Source organism: Stenotrophomonas sp., from assembly GCF_059505245.1.
On sequence record NZ_JCACKF010000021.1, the window covers coordinates 30169 to 48773 of the forward strand.

The following is an 18605-nucleotide window of genomic DNA, read 5'->3' on the forward strand; positions in this document are numbered from 1 at the left end:
GGTGGGTGCCACCCGTCGCCGTCATATCCCCTGCAGCCCCCGGCCGTTAGAATGGCGGCCGCTGTCCACCGCCCGCTCCCGGAGCCCCCATGCCCGTTGAAGCCCAGCCGGTAGCCGCCGTCGTCGACACGACCGGTGCGCCCGGCTATCTCTCCATTCGTGATTTGCGCAAGGAATTCGACGGTTTCGTCGCCGTCGACGACGTCAATCTGGACGTGCGCAAGGGCGAGATCTTTGCCCTGCTCGGAGGCTCCGGCAGCGGCAAATCGACCCTGCTGCGCTGCCTGGGCGGCTTCGAGACGCCCACCAAGGGCAGCATCACCGTCGATGGCCAGCGCCTGGACGCGCTGCCGCCGTACCAGCGGCCGGTCAACATGATGTTCCAGTCCTATGCCCTGTTCCCGCACATGACGGTGGAGCAGAACATTGCCTTCGGCCTGAAGCAGGATGGCCTGGGCAAGGACGCGATCAGCAAGCGCGTCGGCGAGATGCTCGACCTGGTGCAGATGGGCCACCTGGGCAAGCGCAAGCCGCACCAGCTGTCCGGTGGCCAGCAGCAGCGCGTGGCGCTGGCGCGGTCGCTGGCCAAGGGGCCGAAGCTGCTGCTGCTGGACGAGCCGATGGGCGCACTGGACAAGAAGCTGCGCTCGCAGATGCAGCTGGAACTGGTCAGCATCATCGAGTCGTCGGGCGTGACCTGCGTGATGGTCACCCACGACCAGGAAGAAGCGATGACCATGGCCACCCGCATCGCGGTGATGGATGCCGGCTGGATCCAGCAGGTCGGCAAGCCGGACGAGGTCTACGAGCAGCCGGCCAACCGCTTCGTCGCCGAGTTCATCGGTTCGGTCAACCTGTTTGACGGGGTGATCGACGAGGACCTGCCCGAGTACGTGACCGTGCGCTCGCCGCTGTTCCCGGCACCGATCTACATCGCCCATGGCATCACCTGTTACGAAGGGCAGCCGGTCGCATTCGCGCTGCGCCCGGAGAAGGTGATGATCGGCAAGGACGAGCCGGATGGGCACACCAACAAAGCGCAGGGCGTGATCGAGGACATCGCCTATTTCGGCAGCCATTCGGTCTACCACGTGCGGCTGCCCAGCGGCGCCAAGGTGCTGGCCAATTTCGCCAATTCGCAGCGCTGGGCCAGCGATGGCCTGACCTGGGGCGACAGCGTGTGGGTGCACTGGCGCGACAACGACGGCGTGGTGCTGACCTCATGAGCGTCGCCGGCCTGAAGCGCTGGCGGCCGGGGCTGCGTGCCACGGTGATCGGCATTCCGTACCTGTGGCTGCTGCTGTTCTTCGCAGTGCCGTTCCTGATCGTGCTGATGATCAGCTTCTCGCTCAGCCGGGTCGGCTCGCCGCCGTATACCTGGCTGCTGCAGTACGCCGACGGCGGCTTCTCGCTGAAGCTGAACCTGGAGAACTACCTGGCGCTGTTCCGCGATTCGATCTATGCGCAGGCGTTCCTGAGCTCGATCAAGATCGCGGCGATCTCCACCTTCTTCACCCTGCTGATCGGCTATCCGATGGCCTATGCCATCGCGCGCCTGTCGCCGGCCGCACGCAACGTGGCGATGATGCTGGTGGTGCTGCCGTCGTGGACCTCGTTCCTGATCCGCGTGTATGCGTGGAAGGCAATCCTGGACCGCAATGGCCTGCTTGACCAGTTCCTGCAGTTCACTGGCCTGCAGACGCTGATGACGTCGATGGGGCTGCCGAAACTGCAGCTGATCGATACGCCGACCGCCGCCTATATCGGCATCGTCTACTGCTACCTGCCGTTCATGGTGCTGCCGCTGTACGCCAACCTGGTCAAGCATGACCACCGCCTGCTGGAAGCGGCCTACGACCTCGGCGCCAAGCCGTGGCAGGCGTTCCTGCGCATCACGTTGCCGCTGTCGAAGGCCGGCATCATCGCCGGCTGCATGCTGGTGATGATCCCGGCGGTGGGTGAGTTCGTGATCCCGGAAATGCTCGGTGGTTCGGAGACGCTGATGGTCGGCCGCCAGTTGTGGAACGAGTTCTTCAACAACCGCAACTGGCCGGGCGCTTCGGCGATGGCGGTGGCGATGATCCTGTTGCTGCTGGTGCCGATCCTGCTGTTCAACCGTTCCCAGCAGCGCCTGCTGGAAGGGAAGCAGGCATGAGCCCGCGTACCGCCAAGGGCCTGGGGCTGGGCGTGCTGCTGCTCGGCTTCGCCTTCCTGTACCTGCCGATCCTGTTGTTGATGTTCTACTCGTTCAACAGCTCGCGGCTGGCGATGGTCTGGGCCGGGTTCTCCACCCGCGCCTACAGCGACCTGTTCGCCGACCGCGCGCTGATGGACGCGATGTGGACCAGCCTGGTGGTGGCGTTCTGGACCGCCTGTACCGCCACCGTGCTGGGTACGCTGGCGGCGATGGTGATGACCCGCTTCAAGCGATTCCGTGGCAAGCCACTGTTCGGCGCGCTGGTGACCGCGCCGCTGGTGATGCCGGACGTGATCCTGGGCTTCTCGCTGATGGCGCTGCTGGCATCGATGGGCGCGATTCCCGGCTTCCCGGCGCGTGGCCTGGCCACCATCTGGATCGCGCACGTGACCTTCACCCTCTGCTTCGTCACCGTGGTGGTGTCCTCGCGGCTGCAGGAAATGGACCTGTCGCTGGAAGAAGCGGCGATGGACCTGGGCGCCAGCCGGTTGACCGTGTTCACCCGCATCACCCTGCCCATCATCGCGCCGGCGCTGGTGGCGGGTTGGCTGCTGGCCTTCACCCTGTCGCTGGATGACGTGGTGGTGGCCAGCTTCGTGGCCACGCCGGGCTCGACCACGCTGCCGATGAAGGTGTTCGCCTCGGTGCGCATGGGCATCAGCCCGAAGATCAACGCATTGGCCACGCTGCTGGTGTCGGCGGTGTCGATCGCTGCGGTGATCGGCTGGTACATCAATGCCCGCGCCGAGAAACGGCGCCAGCGCGACCTGCAGCTGGCGCGGCAGGACAACGGCTGAGCACACGGCCTGTCGACAGCGCCGGCAACACCCGGCTCACGGACAGCGGCGCACAATGGGGGTCTTCCAGATGGAGATCCCCCATGACCGTCGAGATAATCGACCCGGCCACCGGCCAGGTGACCTACCGCCATGAACTGATGGGCGCTGCTGACATCGAGCAGCGCCTGCAGGCCGCCGCCGATGCCTTCCCCGGCTGGGCCGATCGCTCGCTGCAGGATCGCGGCGCCGTCCTTCGCCAGATCGCCGCGCAGCTGCGCACGCGTCGCGACGACCTGCAGCAGGCGATGACCCATGAGATGGGCAAGCTCAAGGCCGAGGCGCTGGCCGAGGTCGACAAGTGCGCTGCCGCCTGCGAGTACTACGCCGACCACGCAGCCGACTATCTCAAGCCGCAGCTGATCGACACCGAAGCCCAGCGCAGCTACGTGCGTTACGAGCCGATCGGCTGCGTGTTCGCGGTGCTGCCATGGAATTTCCCGATCTGGCAGGTGTTCCGTTTCCTGGCCCCGGCGTTCATGGCCGGCAACGTGGCCCTGCTCAAGCACGCCAGCAACGTGCCGCAGTGCGCCGACCTGATCCTGGCGGTGTGTCGTGACGGAGGCCTGCCTGATGGCGTGTTCGACGTGCTGCACATTGACAACGACCAGGCTGCCGAGGTGCTGCGCGACGCACGGGTGAAGGCGGTGACGCTGACCGGCAGCGAACGGGCAGGGCGCTCGATCGCGTCCACTGCAGGCAGCCAGCTGAAGAAGTCGGTGATGGAGCTGGGTGGCAGCGATGCCTTCGTGGTACTCGACGATGCCGACCTCGACAAGGCCGTGGCGGCGGCGGTGAAGTCGCGTTTCGACAACAGCGGGCAGACCTGCATTGCGGCCAAGCGCTTCATCGTGGTCGATGCGGTGGCCGATGACTTCACCCGACGCTTCGTTGAAGCCGCGGGCCAGCGCCAGTATGGCGATCCCAGTGAGCGTGGCACCACGCTGGCGCCGATGGCCCGTGCCGATCTGCGCGACGAACTGCACAAGCAGGTGCAGGCCAGCGTCGCCAAGGGCGCGCGCGTTCTGGTCGGCGGCGAGCCCATTGCCGGCACCCATGCGGGCTATCCGGCGACCGTGCTCGATCAGGTCGGCCCAGGCATGCCTGCCTACGACGAGGAGCTGTTCGGGCCGGTGGCTGCGGTGATCCGGGTCAAGGATGAGGCCGAGGCGCTGCGCGTGGCCAACGACACCCGCTTCGGCCTGGGCGGCAGCGTGTGGACGCGCGACCCGGTGCGCGGCGAAGCCTTCGCGCAGCGCATGGAATGCGGCGCCGCGTTCGTCAACGCCATCGTCAAGAGCGACGCTCGGCTGCCGTTCGGTGGCAGCAAGCAGTCCGGCTTCGGCCGGGAGCTGGCCGACCACGGCATCCACGAGTTCATGAACATCAAGACCGTCTACGTGGCTTGATGCCGAACGGTAGTGCCGGCCACTGGCCGGCATTGCCCTGGTTGCCGGCCAGGGGCCGGCACTACCAGAAGCGGGGCATGTGCCACGACCAACGGTCGCGGCCTACCGGATTGCCGGGTATCGACGCCTCCCGTGCGTGGTGGGTATCGACACCCCCGTGCATGGTGGGTATCGACCGTTGGTCGATACGCGCTACAACCACTTCGCGCGCTTGAACAACCGGTACAGGCCCACGCACACACCGCCCACGCCGACAATCATCAGCGGATACGACCACGGCTGGCTCAGCTCGGGCATGTGGCTGAAGTTCATGCCGTACCAGCTGGTGATCAGCGTCGGCGCTGCCAGCAGTGCGGCCCATGCACCCAGGCGCTTGACCGTCTCGCCCTGCGCCAGCGTCACCAGCGACAGGTTCACGCTCAGTGCGGTGCCCAGCATCTCGCGCAGGGTGTCGATCACATCGCTGATGCGTACCGCGTGGTCATGCACGTCGCGCACGTAGAGCTTCACTTCATCGGGAATCAGGTCACCCTGGTAGCGGCGCAGCTGCGCCAGCACATCCTGCAGCGGTGCCACCGCCATCCGCATCTTGTTCAGTTCGCGCTTGAGCTCGTAAAGCCGTACCACCGTGCTGCGCTTGTAGCTGTCGGCAAAGATGTCCTTTTCCAGCAGGTCCAGGGTGTCGCGGAAGCGGTGCACGATCGGCAGGTAGTTGTCGACCACGAAGTCGGTCACCGCGTACAGGCAGTACGACGGGCCCATCTTCAGCAGCTGCGGTTCACGCTCGACCCGTGCACGCACCGGGGCGTAGGACAGCGAGGCGCCGTGGCGCACCGTCACCAGGAAACGCGGGCCGAGGAAGGCGTGGGTTTCGCCGTACTGGATGCGTTCGTCCACCATCTGCGCGGTGGTCACCACCACGAACAGCGAATTGCCGTAGGTCTCGACCTTGGGCCGCTGGTGCGCATTGCGCGCGTCCTCGATGGCCAGGTCGTGCAGGCAGAACTCTTCCTGCAGTTTCAGCAGCACATCGTCGTTGGGGTCGTACAGGCCGACCCAGACGAAGCCGTTGCCACTGGCAATGACATCGCTGATGGCATCCAGGCTGATGTCGTGGCGTTTGCCGTCGTCATCGTAGTGGACGCAGTTGATGACGCAGGCGGGGTTGGCCGAGGCAGGGGCGGAAGCGGAGGCGGGCAATGACATGCCCGCCATCGTGCGTCAGTGCCGTGTTTCGGACAAGTGAGGACGGCGCCCCAGTACCCATGCCAGCGCGACGTGGACGGGCAGCAGAAGCACGATCCACTGCACGTTGTACTGCGCCTGCAGGCTCAGCCAGTGCAGCACCAGCGCCGCCACGGCCTGCACCGCCAGCAGCCACAGCACGACCCTGAACATGCGGCCCGGCGCGCGCCGGCGCAGCAGCGCGATCGCGCCTGGCAGCAACAGCACGGCCAGTGGCGAAAGCAGCAGCAGGTTGCGGTTGGCCCAGGCGGCGTAGTGGGTGCTGAAGCCCCACAGGAACACCAGCAGGCTGCCGGCGATGGCACACAGCAGCCAGAACGGCAGGGCCAGCCCGGCAAGCAGGCGCGGCCGGCTGCGCAGCGCCAGCACGCCGCCGGCCACGACCAGCCCAAGCAGCAGCCACGGCCACCAACGGCGTGCGAACTCCTTCGGCTCCGGGTCGATGCGGTGCGGCAGCAGTTCCTGTTCGGACTGCACCAGCGGCCGGCCGTCGCTGTTGCGCGCCTGGCGCAGCGCGTCGGCCAGGCGCATCGGCACGAAGGCTTCCTGCCATCGCGACAGCGGCTGGTCGGCGAACGGCCCGAGGCCGACATCGAAGCCCAGCCACATCCATGGTGCCGGCGAGGCCAGGCGCACCGATTCACTGCGATAGGTGTTGCCACGCGAGCGCCCCGACAGCTGCGACTGCAGGCCGCCGCCGAGCGCCTTGTCCAGCGTGTCGCGCACCATCGTCGCGCAGTTGGCGGTGTAGTAATCGTAGTGGTAACGCGCGTTTTCCGGCTTGGCCCGCTCGGCCAGGCCGGCGGCCAGCGAGCGCGCCTGGTCCGGGCGCAGGTCCAGCCATTGCACGCTGGCGCCACGGCCGGTCTCGTCGTAGTACGACAGGTCCTGCTGCAGCGGCAGCGCCACCAGGTAGTACATCATGTCGCCGCGCACGAAGCGGCTGATGAAGTCGTCCTCGGACGGATCGAAGTAGCCGAAGTTGTACGAGGTCGCTTCGCCACTGAGCGGATCGATCACGACGATGGCGTCATGGCCGAAGCGCTCGAAGAACACGGTGCCCGGCTGCATGGTCACCACCCCGATGCGCGGGGCGGGAGCCTCGGCGCTGGTGGCGGGTGCAGCAGGTTCGGGTGCCGCCGGCTGCGCGAAGGCGGCCAGCGGCAGGGCCGTGGCCAGCACGCACAGTGCCAGCCACAGCCTCAGGCGCAGTGCCAGGAGGGCGCCGCGCTTCAAGCGTCGTCCTGCGCGTCCGGCGGCAGCACGGTCACGTGGAAGGCCTGGACCCGGCGCGCATCGGCGCGGGCCACGCGGAACATGAAGCGGTCCAGCGCCAGCTCGTCACCGACTTCCGGCAGGTGGCCCACGGCCTCGGTGACCAGGCCACCGATGGTGTCGTAGTCCTCGTCGGAGAAGGTAGCGCCGAAGCGTTCGTTGAAGTCGCCGATCGGGGTCAGCGCGTCGACCACGTACTGGCCGTCGGACTGGATGGCGATCTGCGCCGACGGATCCTCGGCCTCGTCATGCTCGTCGTCGATCTCGCCGACGATCTGTTCCAGCACGTCCTCGATGGTGACCAGGCCGGCGACACCGCCGTACTCGTCGACCACGATGGCCATGTGGTTGCGTGACAGGCGGAATTCCTTCAGCAGCACGTTGAGCTTCTTCGCCTCCGGGATCAGCACTGCCGGGCGCAGCAGCTCGCGCACGTTGGCCGGGCCGTTGTCGGCGACCACGCCGCGCAGCAGGTCCTTGGCCAGCAGGATGCCAAGGATGTCGTCCTTGTTCTCGCCGTGCACCGGGAAGCGCGAATGGCCGGATTCGACCACCTGCTTCATCAGTTCCAGGAAGGGCGCTTCGACCGGCAGCGAAACCATCTGCGAGCGCGAGATCATCACGTCGCCCACGGTCAGCTCGGCCACCGAAATGGCGCCTTCCATCATCTTCAGGGTATCGGCGGCGATCAGGCCCTCTTCCTGCGCGGTGTGCAGGACAGCGACCAGCTCGTCGCGGGTATGGGGTTCGCCGGAGAAGGCGGAGGTCAGGCGTTCAAGCCAGCCGCGCTTCTTTTCACTGGGCTCCTGTGCGGAGCTACTACTGTCGTCTTCTGACATCTCTGGAAAAAGGGCACCCGGCAAGCCGGGCGTTGGCCCAAGTCTAGCAGGATGTGGCGGCCTGTCAGTGACCGTCGCTGCCCGGTCCGGTGATCGGCGGCGGGGCCAGTTCAGGCCGGGCGGGGGCTTCTTCCTCGGGCAGGTCCAGGCTGTAGGTGCAGCCGGCCAGGGTTTTGCCGGGATGGGAGGCCACGGTGGAGACGCTGAGGATGATCGACTCGATCCGGGCCTCGCCGGTCTTCGGATCGGTCACGTCGCGGCTGACCAGCTCGCGGCCGGCCATGAACTTGCCGTCCTGGTCGTAGCCGGTCTCCAGCCCCAGCCGCCCGGCCAGCGGCCGCGGATCGGCCTGGTCGAGGATCGCCATGACGCTGGACCCGGCCACGGCGACCCGTTCGGTGCGGGCGCCGAACACGCTGATCGGCTGGGCCAGCCGGTACTCGCTCATGAACTGGTTGCCCTGCGGCAGCGGCTGCAGGCCGTGGGCGACGGCTTTCAGCGGATCAGCCAGCAGGGGCGCCAACGCGGCCTGCTCGGCCACGCCCTGGCGGCATTCAATCAGGGCCGGCAGGTCCAGGGCAGCGGCCGGGGCGGACACGGCGAGCAGCAGGGGCACGGCAATACGCAGCACGGGCACGGGATCCGCAACGGGAGGCAGGCCGGTGATCGTACCGGTCCCGGCCAGCCATCGCGAGCGCTCCAAGGCAATCAGGGCGGATACCGGCGCGTGGTCGCTGGGTACCAGCGCAGCCTGACCGGGTAGCCCAGTTGCACTTGCAAGTGGTCGCGCACGGCCGCCGCCGTCGCGCGGTTGGCCGGGGTATCCCGCAGCTCAACCTCCAGTTCCCCGGTCGTGACATCCAGGCTATAGCCGAACAGGTCGGGCAGCTGGGCCAGCAGCCAGTCCCGCTGTGCGTGCAGGCGGCGCTGCATCTCCGCTTCGGTCATCGCGGCGCCGGTGATGTAGCGCACGCGTTGTGGGCCATCCGCCCCTGGATGTGTCTCATCGGCCGCGGGTGCTGGGCCAGTCAGTCGAACGACGACGTTCCAACCTGCCGCGTTGTCCACCCAGGTTCCGGCGAGGCGTGCCGCGTGGCGCGCTTTCAAACGTTCCATCAATGCGTGCTGCTGCGCCTCGGCGACCGCCTGGCGGGCCGTCTGTTGGCTGACGTCAAAGAACGCCTGCACCTCGGCGACCTTGGCGGCAATGTCGGCGGCGCTGTCGCTGGCCGGGAACGGCGACGGTCGTTCCCGGCCGGGGTCGATGCCCGGGGCAGTGGTCACCTGCAGAAGAGCGGCGATGAGTGCGGGCAGCAGCGCGATGGGCGCGTCCTCCGTGAAGATCCCGGTGTGCGTGGGCCTCAGCGCTCGCCGGCGTAGGGGTCGGCGATGCCGAGCTCGGCCAGGATCTCGCGCTCCAGCTGTTCCATGGCGTCGGCTTCCTTGTCGTCCTCGTGGTCCCAGCCGAGCAGGTGCAGCACGCCGTGCACGGTCAGGTGTGCGTAGTGGGCGTTGAGCGCCTTGCCCTGTTCATCGGCCTCGCGGGCCACCACCGGTGCGCAGATCACCAGGTCGCCCAGCAGCGGAAACTTCACGCCCTTGGGCAGCCCTTCGGGCACTTCGGCCGGGAAGCTGAGCACGTTGGTCGCGTAATCCTTGCCGCGATAATGGCGGTTCAGTGACTGCCCTTCCTTGGCATCGACCACGCGGATGGCCAGGTCGGCTTCGCGGATGCGGCCTTTCAGCGCAGCAGCCACCCACTTGCGGAAGCTGACCGCCGCCGGCAGGCCGGTGCGCGGCAGGGCATAACTGACGGCGACGTCCAGTCGCACGGGACCACGGGTCATGGAGTTGCTCCAGGTTGGATCTGATGCAGGTCACGGCGATCGTAGGCGCTGACGATGCGCGCCACCAGCGGGTGGCGGACCACGTCGCGCGACTCGAAGAAGGTGAAGCTGACGCCCTCGACCTCGCGCAGCACGTCGATGGCATCGCGCAGGCCGGACTTCACGTGCTTGGGGAGATCGGTCTGGGTCAGGTCGCCGGTGACCACGGCGGTGGAACCGTAGCCGAGGCGGGTCAGGAACATCTTCATCTGCTCGATGGTGGTGTTCTGTGCTTCGTCCAGGATCACGAAGGCATCGTTGAGCGTGCGGCCACGCATGTAGGCCAGCGGCGCGATTTCGATGACGTTCTTTTCCAGCAGCTTGACCACCTTCTCCACGCCCATCATCTCGTAGAGGGCGTCGTACAGCGGTCGCAGGTAGGGGTCGACCTTCTGGCTCAGGTCACCGGGCAGGAAGCCCAGCTTCTCGCCGGCCTCCACCGCCGGGCGCACCAGGATCAGGCGCTGCACCCGTGATTCGTTCAGCGCTTCGACCGCGCTGGCCACGGCCAGGAAGGTCTTGCCGGTGCCGGCCGGGCCGATGCCGAAGTTGATGTCATGCGTGGCGATCTGGTGCAGGTAGCGGCCCTGGTTGGCACCGCGGCCGCGCACCGTGCCGCGCTTGACCTTGATCGCCACCTCCTGCGCTTCGTAGGAGCGTTCGGCGATCTGCTCGACGTTGGCCTGCGCCAGGCGCAGGTGGATGGCGTGGTTGTCGAAGGTGGTTTCGCCGGCTTCGGCGTACAGCGCTTCAACCAGCTTCTGCGCCTCGACGATGGCTTCGTTGGGCCCGCTGATGCGGAACACGAAACCGCGGTTGGCGATCTCCACGCCGAGCTTCAGCTCGATCTGGCGCAGGTGCCCATCGAAGGGGCCGCACAGGTTGGCCAACCGCTCGGTGTCTTCCGGCGACAGGGTGAAGTCTCGATGTTCGATGCTTTTCATTGCCTTGGGTGGGGCGGAAGCCTTCCACCGCAGTGTATTCAGGGAGGACAAGGGTAGCGCGCGCAGCGGGCGCGCGGCCAGCACGGGGTCGATACATGCTTTTCCACACCCGGTGTGGACGGGGGCTGCGGAAACCTGTGGATAGACCTCTACAGTGCTTGTGCCACAAGCGTCATGAGGGGGTGGTGAAAAAATCGTCACGGACCCGGGCGTGCCGGCACCCGCAGGACGGGCGGACCGGGAGGGAGGGCACGTCGCAGCGCGTGCCGAGAACTTCCCGGGCGCGCCGGCGTTCTTCGTGATCGCAGCGCAGGTTCCGCTGCCAGGCGAGCAACAGGATCCCGTGTTGCCGGTTTTCCACACCGGTTGTGGAATGATGCCGAATCAACCTGTGGATAGGTGGCGAGGAGCCTTGCAGCCAAAGGCTCGCCAACGCGTGGTGAAAAAACCGTCAGGGCTGATCGGAATCATAGAGGGTGCACGGGGCGGATGGCACCGTGGCGCCGTCGCAGGAGGGGATGGCATGGGCATCGGCAATGGGATGCGTGGAATCGGATTGGTGGGTATCGGCCTGCTGGCAGGGTGTGGGCAGGCACCGCCTGCAGCGCTCGGCACGCTGGAGTGGGACCGGATCACGGTGCCGGCGCCGGCGTCCGAAGTGATCGCCGCGGTGGAGGTGCGCGAGGGCCAGCAGGTCAAGGCCGGAGCAGTGCTGATGCAGCTCGACCCCGCCCGCGGCGACGCGCAGTTCGCCGCGGCGCAGGCCGACACGGTGCGCGCGCAGGCCCAGCTGGAAGAGCTGAAGATCGGCCCGCGCCAGGAACAGATCGCACAGGCCCAGGCGCAGCTGGCCGCGTTGCGCGCGCAGTCCGCCGAAGCCAGTGCCTACTACCGTCGGGTGCAACCGCTGGCACGCCAGCGCCTGATCGCCGCCGCCGAGCTGGACCGTGCACGGGCGGCTGCCGGCAATGCCGAGGCCAGCGTGCGGGCCGCCGAGCAGGTTTGGCTGGAACGGGTGCACGGCAGTCGCGCGCAGGACATCGCCCAGGGCCAGGCGGCCGCCGACGCCGCACAGGCGCAGCAGGTGGTGCAGGGCGTCAACCTGCAGAAGCTGCAGCTGCGCGCACCGCGCGATGGCGTGGTCGATGCCTTGCCCTACCGGCAGGGTGACCAGGCACCGATCGGGGCGCCGCTGGCGGTGATGCTGGTTGGCGAGCGCCCCTATGCACGCGTCTACCTGCCGCAGCCGCTGCGCCTGCAGGTCAAGGTCGGGCAGGCCGCGCAGGTACAGCTGGAAGGCGGCAGCACGGTGCTGAAGGGGCACGTGCGCTCAATCCGCAGCGAGCCCTCGTTCACCCCGTACTACGCACTGACCGGTGATGACGTCGAGCGCCTGAGCTATCTGGCCGAGATCGAAGTGGACACGGCCACCGACATGCAGAAGCTTCCGGCCGGACTGCCGGTGCAGGTGCGCTTCTGAACACCGGCGACGACATCGCGGTGCATGCGCAGGGCTTGACCCGCCGCTTCGGCGATCTTCTGGCCGTGGACAATGTCGACCTGACCGTGCCGCGCGGGCAGGTGTACGGCTTCCTGGGGCCGAATGGATCCGGAAAGTCGACCACCATCCGCATGCTGTGCGGCCTGCTGGAACCGAGCGCTGGGCAGATCGAGGTGCTGGGGCTGCAGGTTCCCGAGCAGGCCGAAGCACTGCGCCGGCGCATCGGCTACATGACCCAGCGCTTCTCGTTGTATGAGGACCTGTCGGTGCGCGAGAACCTGGAATTCCTCGCCGCCATCCAGGATCTGCCACGCGCGCAGGCCCGGCAGCGGGTCGACGAGCTGCTGCAGCAGTACCGTCTGCTGGACCGGCAGCCGCAGCTGGCCGGAACCCTCAGCGGTGGCCAGAAGCAGCGCCTCGCCCTGGCCGGCGCCGTCGTGCACGCGCCCGAGCTGCTGTTCCTGGACGAGCCGACCAGCGCGGTCGATCCGGAATCGCGCCGTGATTTCTGGGAAGCCCTGTTCGAACTTGCCGACGCCGGTACCACCGTGCTGGTGTCGACCCACTACATGGACGAGGCCGAGCGCTGCCACCGGCTGGCAATCCTGGACCGTGGTGCACTGGTTGCCGATGGCACGCCGTCTGAGCTGTGCGCACGGCTGGACGGCCGCACGTTGCAGGTCACGTCGTCGCAGCCGCGGCAGGCCAGCCGCGCACTGTCTGAGCTGCCCGGTGTGCTGAGCGTGGCGCAGATCGGCACCCAGCTGCGCGTGCTGTGCAATGAGGGCGCAGCGGACGTCGCAGTGCTGGCCCGTGCACTTGCCAACGCTGACCCGCAGGCCCGCATCGAGACAGTGGCGCCGAACCTGGAAGATGTGTTCGTGGCCGCCACCCGTGGCCGCGGCCGGGAGCCGGCGGCATGAACCTGCGCCGGCTGTGGGCGATCATGCTCAAGGAGCTGCGGCAGCTGCGCCGCGACCGCATCACGCTGGCGATGATCGTTGGCATTCCGGTGATGCAGCTGTTGCTGTTCGGCTATGCGATCAACCTCAACCTACGTCATCTCGATGCGGGTGTCGCCGATCAGGCCAACAGCGCCGCTTCGCGCGCGCTGGTGCAGGACATGGTGGCCACCGGCGTGATCACGCCGCGCAGCGAAGCCTACACGCCTGCCCAGCTGATGCAGGCGCTGCGCCGTGGCGAGATCAGTGTCGGCATCGTGGTGCCGGCCGACTTCGAGCGTCGCCGCTTCGATGGACGCGAGGCGGTGCAGGTGTTGGTCGATGGCAGCGACACCGTGGTGCAGAGCGCGGCGATCCAGCTGGCGCAGGTGCCGCTGGACACGCGCCCGACCAGCAACACCCGTCCCCTGCGCGAAGGCAGCATCGCCAGTGGTCCGGTCAGCGTGACCAGCTTCTACAACCCGCAGCGGCGCTCGGCGGTGAACATCGTACCGGGCCTGATCGGGGTGATCCTGACCATGACCCTGGTGATGTTCACGGCGGTAGCGGTGGTGCGCGAACGCGAGCGCGGCAACATGGAACTGCTGATCGCCACGCCGGTGTCGCGCAGCGAGCTGATGGTCGGCAAGGTGCTGCCCTATGCGGCCATCGGCCTGCTGCAGACCACGCTGGTGCTGGTGCTGGGCACCTGGCTGTTCCAGGTACCCATTCGCGGCAGCCTGCTGGACATCTATCTGGCCGCGGTGCTGCTGGTGCTGGCCAACCTGGCGCTGGGCCTGCTGATCTCCACGCGTGCGCGCTCGCAGTTCCAGGCGATGCAGATGACCCTGTTCCTGTTCCTGCCGTCGATCCTGCTGTCGGGCTTCATGTTCCCGTTCGCTGGCATGCCGCGGCCGGTGCAGTGGCTGGCCGAGGTGCTGCCGCTGACCCACTTCCTGCGCCTGGTGCGCGGCATCATGCTGCGCGGCGCCTCATTGTGGGAGCTGTGGCACGACGCGCTGGCGCTGCTGGCCTTCATCGTGGTGATGATGACCCTGGCCATCCTGCGTTTCCGCAAGCGCCTGGATTGAAGGCAGGGGGTCGGATCCCCGCAGGGGCTCCGACCCCAATTTATCGGGCCGGCGGGTCGGAGCCCCTTTGGGGCTCCGACCCGAAGATTCATTCCGCCACCACCCGCGCGCGCAGCGAATTGGTCAGCGCTTCGGTGATCACCACATCCACGAACTGGCCGATCAGGCGCGCCGGCGCCGGGAAGTTCACCGAACGCATGTTCTCGGTCTTGCCGGTCAGCTCGTTCGGGTTCTTGCGCGAGGGCCCTTCCACCAGCACGGTCTGCACGGTGCCGACCATCTTCTCGGAAATGCCGGTGGCATGCGCATTGATGCGCTCCTGCAGGCGCGACAGGCGCGCGTGCTTTTCGGCATCGCTGATCGTGTCCTCCAGGTCCGCGGCTGGCGTGCCCGGGCGCCGCGAATAGATGAAGGAGAAGCTGTGGTCGAAGCCGATGTCCTCGATCAGCTTCATGGTCTTCTCGAAGTCGGCATCGGTCTCGCCGGGGAAGCCGACGATGAAGTCCGAGCTGATCGAGATGTCCGGGCGCACCGCACGCAGCTTGCGGATCTTCGACTTGAATTCCAGCGCGGTGTAGCCGCGTTTCATCGCTGACAGCACGCGGTCGCTGCCGGCCTGTACCGGCAGGTGCAGGAAGTTGGCCAGCTGTGGCACGTCACGGAACGCATCGATCAGCGAATCGCTGAACTCCAGCGGATGCGAGGTGGTGAAGCGGATGCGGCCGACGCCATCGATCTCGGCGATGGTGCGGATCAGCAGGCCGAGGTCGGCGAACTCACCGTCACCATAGGGCCCGCGATACGCGTTGACGTTCTGCCCGAGCAGGTTGATCTCGCGCACGCCCTGTGCGGCCAGCTGCGCCACCTCCACCACCACGTCCTCGAACGGGCGGCTGACTTCGGTGCCGCGGGTGTAGGGCACCACGCAGAACGAGCAGTACTTGGAACAGCCTTCCATGATCGACACGAATGCCGAGGGACCTTCGGCGCGCGGCTCGGGCAGGCGATCGAACTTCTCGATCTCGGGGAAGCTGATGTCGACCTGCGGGCGCTTCTGCTCGCGGCGTGCACGGATCAGCTCCGGCAGCCGGTGCAGGGTCTGCGGGCCGAACACCAGGTCGACGAACGGCGCACGCTTGATGATCGCTTCGCCTTCCTGCGAGGCGACGCAGCCGCCGACGCCGATGATGACTTCACGGCCCTTGTTCTTCAGGCCCTTCCACACGCCCAGCTGGCTGAACACCTTCTCCTGCGCCTTCTCGCGGATGGAGCAGGTGTTGACCAGGATGACGTCGGCGTCCTCCGGGCTGTCGGTCAGTTCCAGGCCATCGCTGGCGGCAAGCACGTCGGCCATCTTGGCCGAGTCGTACTCGTTCATCTGGCAACCGTGGGTCTTGATGTACAGCTTGCCTTTCACCTGGTCGGGCTTGCGCGGACCAGCGGGCAGGGCAACGAGCGGGGTACCGCCCGGTGTGGTGGGCGGAAAGACGTCTGGCGTCCCGGTCATGGCGCTTAATCCATTCGGGTGGCGGGAAAGCGGGCAATTCTACCCGCATCCCACGCCAGCCGCCGCGCCCGTGCAACCGCGCCCATGCCCAGCGTGGCCATCACTGTAGAGCCGAGCCCGTGCTCGGCTGCCTTTGCAAGGCGGAGGAGCAGCCGAGCGTGGGCTCGGCTCTACAAGGGGGCGCTGCTTACGCCGCCAGTTCCGCATCGATCTGCCGCGAACGGTCGAAGGCGGTCATCGCGCTCATCCGTGCAATGTAATCAGCCGTGGCCGGTGCAGGCTGCACCAGGCCGAAGGCCGTGGTCCAGGCCAGCGCATTGCCCCACAGCACGTCGGCGGCGCTCATCGTCTCGCCGAGCAGGTAGGGGCCCTGCGCCAGCTGGGCCTCGATCACCTGCAGCACGGTCTCGGCGTCGTTATACGGCGACATCAGGCGCGGCGGCGGCTCGCGGTGCATCGCCTTGTCGATCATCGCCGGCTCGAAACAGGCGCCATAGAAGGCCATCCAGCGCAGGTAGGGCCCGCGCAGGGCGTCGCCGATCGGCGGTGCCAGGCCGGCCTCCGGATACAGGTCGGCCAGGTACAGATAGATCGCCACCTGCTCGGTCACCAGCGCACCGTTGTGGACGATCGCCGGCACCTTGCCCATCGGGTTGATGGCCAGGTAGGCCGGGGCCAGGTTGGCGCCCGCCTTCAGGTCCAGCACCTGCATGCGGTAGTCGGCACCCAGTGCTTCGAGCAGGGCCACGGCGCCGCTCGAGCGGGAACGGGCGGCGTGGTACAGGGTGATCTGGCGTGAATTCATGGCATTGCTCCTTGCGGTGGGTGGTGAACTGGAGGCCATCCTGAGGCACTATTGCGGACGACTTCTGTCCTCGATCCTTCATGCGCCACACCGCCCATCGACTGCTTCGCCTGATCGCCCTGCTGCAGGCCCGCCGCCAGTGGTCCGGGGCTGAACTCGCCGAGCGCATGGGCGTGGACCGGCGCAGCATCCGCCGTGACGTCGAGCGCCTGCGCGAGCTGGGTTATCCGGTCCGGGCCTCGTCCGGGGTTGGCGGCGGCTACCAGCTGGGGGCAGGGGCGCCGGTGCTGCCGATGCTGCTGGACGAGGAGGAGGCGACTACCCTGGCCATCGCCCTGCGCGCGGCCTCTGCGACCGTCGCCGGCATCGACGACACCGCGCGTGGCCTGTTGTCCAAGCTCGATCCGCTGGTGCCGACCCGTCGCCGCCAGCAGGCCGGCGAGGTGCATGCCGCCACCGCCACCCTGTCCGACCTTCCGTCCACCGACGCACGCCTGCTCGGGCGGCTGGCCCAGCACTGCCGGCAGGCGTCACGGCTGGCCTTCGAATACCGCAGTGCCCAGGAAGCGGTGACCCAGCGCGAGGTCGAGGCGCAGCACCTGGTCAACTACGGGCGGCGCTGGTACCTGCTGGCCTGGGACCTGGGCCGGCAGGACTGGCGCACCCTGCGCGTGGACCGGATGGGCGCGGTGCGCGAATGCGCCGAGCCGGGCATGCACCGCCGTACGCCCGCACCGCCAGATGTGATGGTGCGGCAGGCGGTCAGCCAGGCCCCGTTCGCCCTGCAGGCCATCGTCCGCCTGGCCGGCAGCCGCGCCGAGCTGGAATGCCGCATCCCGCCCTGGTGTGGTGTGCTGGAGGACGATGGGCCCGACCATTGCCTGCTGCGCATGGGCGCCGAGAGCCGCGGCATGATGCTGGCGCAGATCCTCAGCCTGGACCGGGTGCCGGTGGCGGTGTGGACCACGCCGCCGGGCCTGCGCGATGAACTGGCACAGCGCCTGGCCGGATTGGGGCAGGTGCTGGCTGTGCCGCCCGTCACAGGCTGAGCCGCGTCGCTTGGCAAGCCCCGGCGAAGCTGGGACACTCGCCGGCATGAAGGGGATACTGGGGACAACGGCGATCATCATCGCTGCGCTGACCGCTGCGCCGGCCAGCGCGGGCACCCTGTTCAAGTGCCAGGGCGCCGACGGGGTCACCAGCTATGTCAGCAAGCGCCTGGCCGGGGCCCGCTGCAGCGCCATCAGCTACAGCCGCGACCTCCGCCCGGCACCGCGCCCGGTGGTGGCCGCGCCGAAGCCGGCGCCGACCACCGTGGCCAGCATCGAGCGCAACCCGGTGGCGGTGGCGGCCAGCACTGCGGCGCCGGCGGCTGCGCCAGCCGCCGTGCCCGCGCCCCCGGTCGCCTCGCGCAGCGGGCGCATGGTCAGCGGCCAGGTCTATTCCTTCATGAAGGACGGCGTGCGCCACTACACCAGCGCGCGCCCGACCCAGGTCGCCAACCTCGGCCCGGTGCGCACCATCCGCTACAGTTTCATGGAGCGCTGCTACGCCTGTGGCGTCAACCCGCGCGTGGACTTCGGTTCGGTGCGGTTGAACACCACCGCGTTCCAGACCGAGATCAGCTCGGCCGCGCGCGAGTTCGGCGTCGACGAAGCCGTGGTGCGCGCCATCATCCACGCCGAGTCGGCCTACAACCCGACCGCGCTCAGCCGCGCCGGCGCGCAGGGCCTGATGCAGCTGATGCCGCCAACCGCGGCCCGTTTCGGAGTCAGCGATTCCTACGATGCCGGGCAGAACATCCGCGGTGGCGTGCAGTATCTTGCGTGGTTGTTGAAGCGTTTCAATGGCGACCTGACCCTGGCCGCGGCTGGCTACAACGCGGGCGAAGGCGCGGTTGACCGCCACGGTGGCGTGCCGCCCTACAGCGAGACCCAGTACTACGTGCGCCGGGTCGGGCAGCTGGCCGAGCGTTACCGCACCGCATTGACGCACCAGTAGTGCCGGCCGCTGGCCGGCAACCTTGGGCAATGGCCGGTACCGACCGGCCACTGGCTGGCAGCCCCGTAATCAATGTTGTTGCAATGCGTTGTGTGGCGCTCGACGGTTCCGCTACACTCGCCCATGAT

Annotated in this window: 18 protein-coding genes; 9 read left to right on the top strand and 9 right to left on the bottom strand. The window is 67.7% G+C overall.

Going from position 1 to position 18605, the window contains the following annotated elements:
- Positions 1-89 precede the first annotated feature (89 nt).
- The 4 genes from AC5JLE_RS09210 (at position 90) to AC5JLE_RS09225 (ending at position 4442) form a co-directional block, all read left to right on the top strand.
- A complete protein-coding gene (locus AC5JLE_RS09210; protein WP_032960935.1) occupies positions 90-1226 on the top strand; it encodes an ABC transporter ATP-binding protein in 1137 nt (378 codons plus the stop codon).
- Complete coding sequence (locus tag AC5JLE_RS09215; protein WP_100449701.1) at positions 1223-2155, top strand: ABC transporter permease subunit; 933 nt, start codon at positions 1223-1225, stop codon at positions 2153-2155. Before AC5JLE_RS09210 ends, AC5JLE_RS09215 begins: the two co-directional genes overlap by 4 nt.
- Positions 2152-2994, top strand: a complete 843-nt coding sequence (locus AC5JLE_RS09220) for an ABC transporter permease subunit (protein WP_005415928.1) — start codon at positions 2152-2154, stop codon at positions 2992-2994. The genes AC5JLE_RS09215 and AC5JLE_RS09220 overlap by 4 nt, the downstream gene beginning before the upstream one ends.
- 83 nt (positions 2995-3077) lie before the next feature.
- On the top strand, positions 3078-4442 hold the full coding sequence (locus tag AC5JLE_RS09225; RefSeq protein ID WP_496065237.1) for an NAD-dependent succinate-semialdehyde dehydrogenase: 1365 nt from the start codon (positions 3078-3080) through the stop codon (positions 4440-4442).
- 192 nt (positions 4443-4634) lie between these two features.
- Here AC5JLE_RS09225 and AC5JLE_RS09230 read toward each other — a convergent pair whose 3' ends face one another.
- The 7 genes from AC5JLE_RS09230 to AC5JLE_RS09260 all read right to left on the bottom strand — a co-directional run bounded on the left by AC5JLE_RS09230 (position 4635) and on the right by AC5JLE_RS09260 (position 10631).
- Entirely contained in the window at positions 4635-5657 is a 1023-nt protein-coding gene (locus tag AC5JLE_RS09230) for a magnesium and cobalt transport protein CorA (protein WP_014646569.1), read from the bottom strand.
- Between the two features lie 6 nt (positions 5658-5663).
- Positions 5664-6923 (bottom strand): lipoprotein N-acyltransferase Lnb domain-containing protein, encoded by a 1260-nt coding sequence (locus AC5JLE_RS09235; protein WP_496065238.1) that lies wholly within the window; start codon positions 6921-6923, stop codon positions 5664-5666.
- Entirely contained in the window at positions 6920-7801 is an 882-nt protein-coding gene (locus AC5JLE_RS09240; protein ID WP_014036584.1) for a CorC family transporter, read from the bottom strand. Before AC5JLE_RS09240 ends, AC5JLE_RS09235 begins: the two co-directional genes overlap by 4 nt.
- 64 nt (positions 7802-7865) lie before the next feature.
- Complete coding sequence (locus tag AC5JLE_RS09245; RefSeq protein WP_414614163.1) at positions 7866-8432, bottom strand: hypothetical protein; 567 nt, start codon at positions 8430-8432, stop codon at positions 7866-7868.
- A gap of 77 nt (positions 8433-8509) precedes the next feature.
- Positions 8510-9085 (bottom strand): hypothetical protein, encoded by a 576-nt coding sequence (locus AC5JLE_RS09250; protein WP_496065239.1) that lies wholly within the window; start codon positions 9083-9085, stop codon positions 8510-8512.
- A gap of 77 nt (positions 9086-9162) precedes the next feature.
- On the bottom strand, positions 9163-9648 hold the full coding sequence (gene ybeY, locus AC5JLE_RS09255; protein ID WP_014036587.1) for an rRNA maturation RNase YbeY: 486 nt from the start codon (positions 9646-9648) through the stop codon (positions 9163-9165).
- Positions 9645-10631 (bottom strand): PhoH family protein, encoded by a 987-nt coding sequence (locus AC5JLE_RS09260; protein ID WP_032960924.1) that lies wholly within the window; start codon positions 10629-10631, stop codon positions 9645-9647. The genes ybeY and AC5JLE_RS09260 overlap by 4 nt, the downstream gene beginning before the upstream one ends.
- Before the next feature lie 523 nt (positions 10632-11154).
- Here AC5JLE_RS09260 and AC5JLE_RS09265 point away from each other — a divergent pair.
- From AC5JLE_RS09265 to AC5JLE_RS09275, 3 genes are read left to right on the top strand one after another with little or no spacing between them, the layout of a single operon-like run.
- Positions 11155-12111 (top strand): HlyD family secretion protein, encoded by a 957-nt coding sequence (locus AC5JLE_RS09265; protein WP_496065240.1) that lies wholly within the window; start codon positions 11155-11157, stop codon positions 12109-12111.
- A gap of 20 nt (positions 12112-12131) precedes the next feature.
- A complete protein-coding gene (locus AC5JLE_RS09270) occupies positions 12132-13055 on the top strand; it encodes an ABC transporter ATP-binding protein (RefSeq protein WP_032960918.1) in 924 nt (307 codons plus the stop codon).
- Positions 13052-14164: an ABC transporter permease gene (locus tag AC5JLE_RS09275; RefSeq protein ID WP_032960915.1), complete on the top strand. Its 1113-nt coding sequence runs from the start codon at positions 13052-13054 to the stop codon at positions 14162-14164. The genes AC5JLE_RS09270 and AC5JLE_RS09275 overlap by 4 nt, the downstream gene beginning before the upstream one ends.
- Positions 14165-14252: 88 nt before the next feature.
- Here the strand turns inward: AC5JLE_RS09275 and miaB are convergent, their stop codons facing one another.
- Both miaB and AC5JLE_RS09285 read right to left on the bottom strand, forming a co-directional pair.
- Entirely contained in the window at positions 14253-15671 is a 1419-nt protein-coding gene (gene miaB, locus AC5JLE_RS09280) for a tRNA (N6-isopentenyl adenosine(37)-C2)-methylthiotransferase MiaB (RefSeq protein ID WP_262217283.1), read from the bottom strand.
- A gap of 187 nt (positions 15672-15858) precedes the next feature.
- A complete protein-coding gene (locus AC5JLE_RS09285; RefSeq protein ID WP_014646578.1) occupies positions 15859-16476 on the bottom strand; it encodes a glutathione S-transferase family protein in 618 nt (205 codons plus the stop codon).
- 80 nt (positions 16477-16556) lie between these two features.
- Here AC5JLE_RS09285 and AC5JLE_RS09290 point away from each other — a divergent pair, with 80 nt between their 5' ends.
- Both AC5JLE_RS09290 and AC5JLE_RS09295 read left to right on the top strand, forming a co-directional pair.
- Entirely contained in the window at positions 16557-17525 is a 969-nt protein-coding gene (locus tag AC5JLE_RS09290; RefSeq protein ID WP_100449708.1) for a helix-turn-helix transcriptional regulator, read from the top strand.
- 46 nt (positions 17526-17571) lie between these two features.
- The gene (locus tag AC5JLE_RS09295) at positions 17572-18477 is read left to right on the top strand and encodes a lytic transglycosylase domain-containing protein (RefSeq protein WP_046429799.1); all 906 of its coding nucleotides are present in this window, start codon (positions 17572-17574) and stop codon (positions 18475-18477) included.
- The last annotated feature ends 128 nt before the right edge of the window (positions 18478-18605 follow it).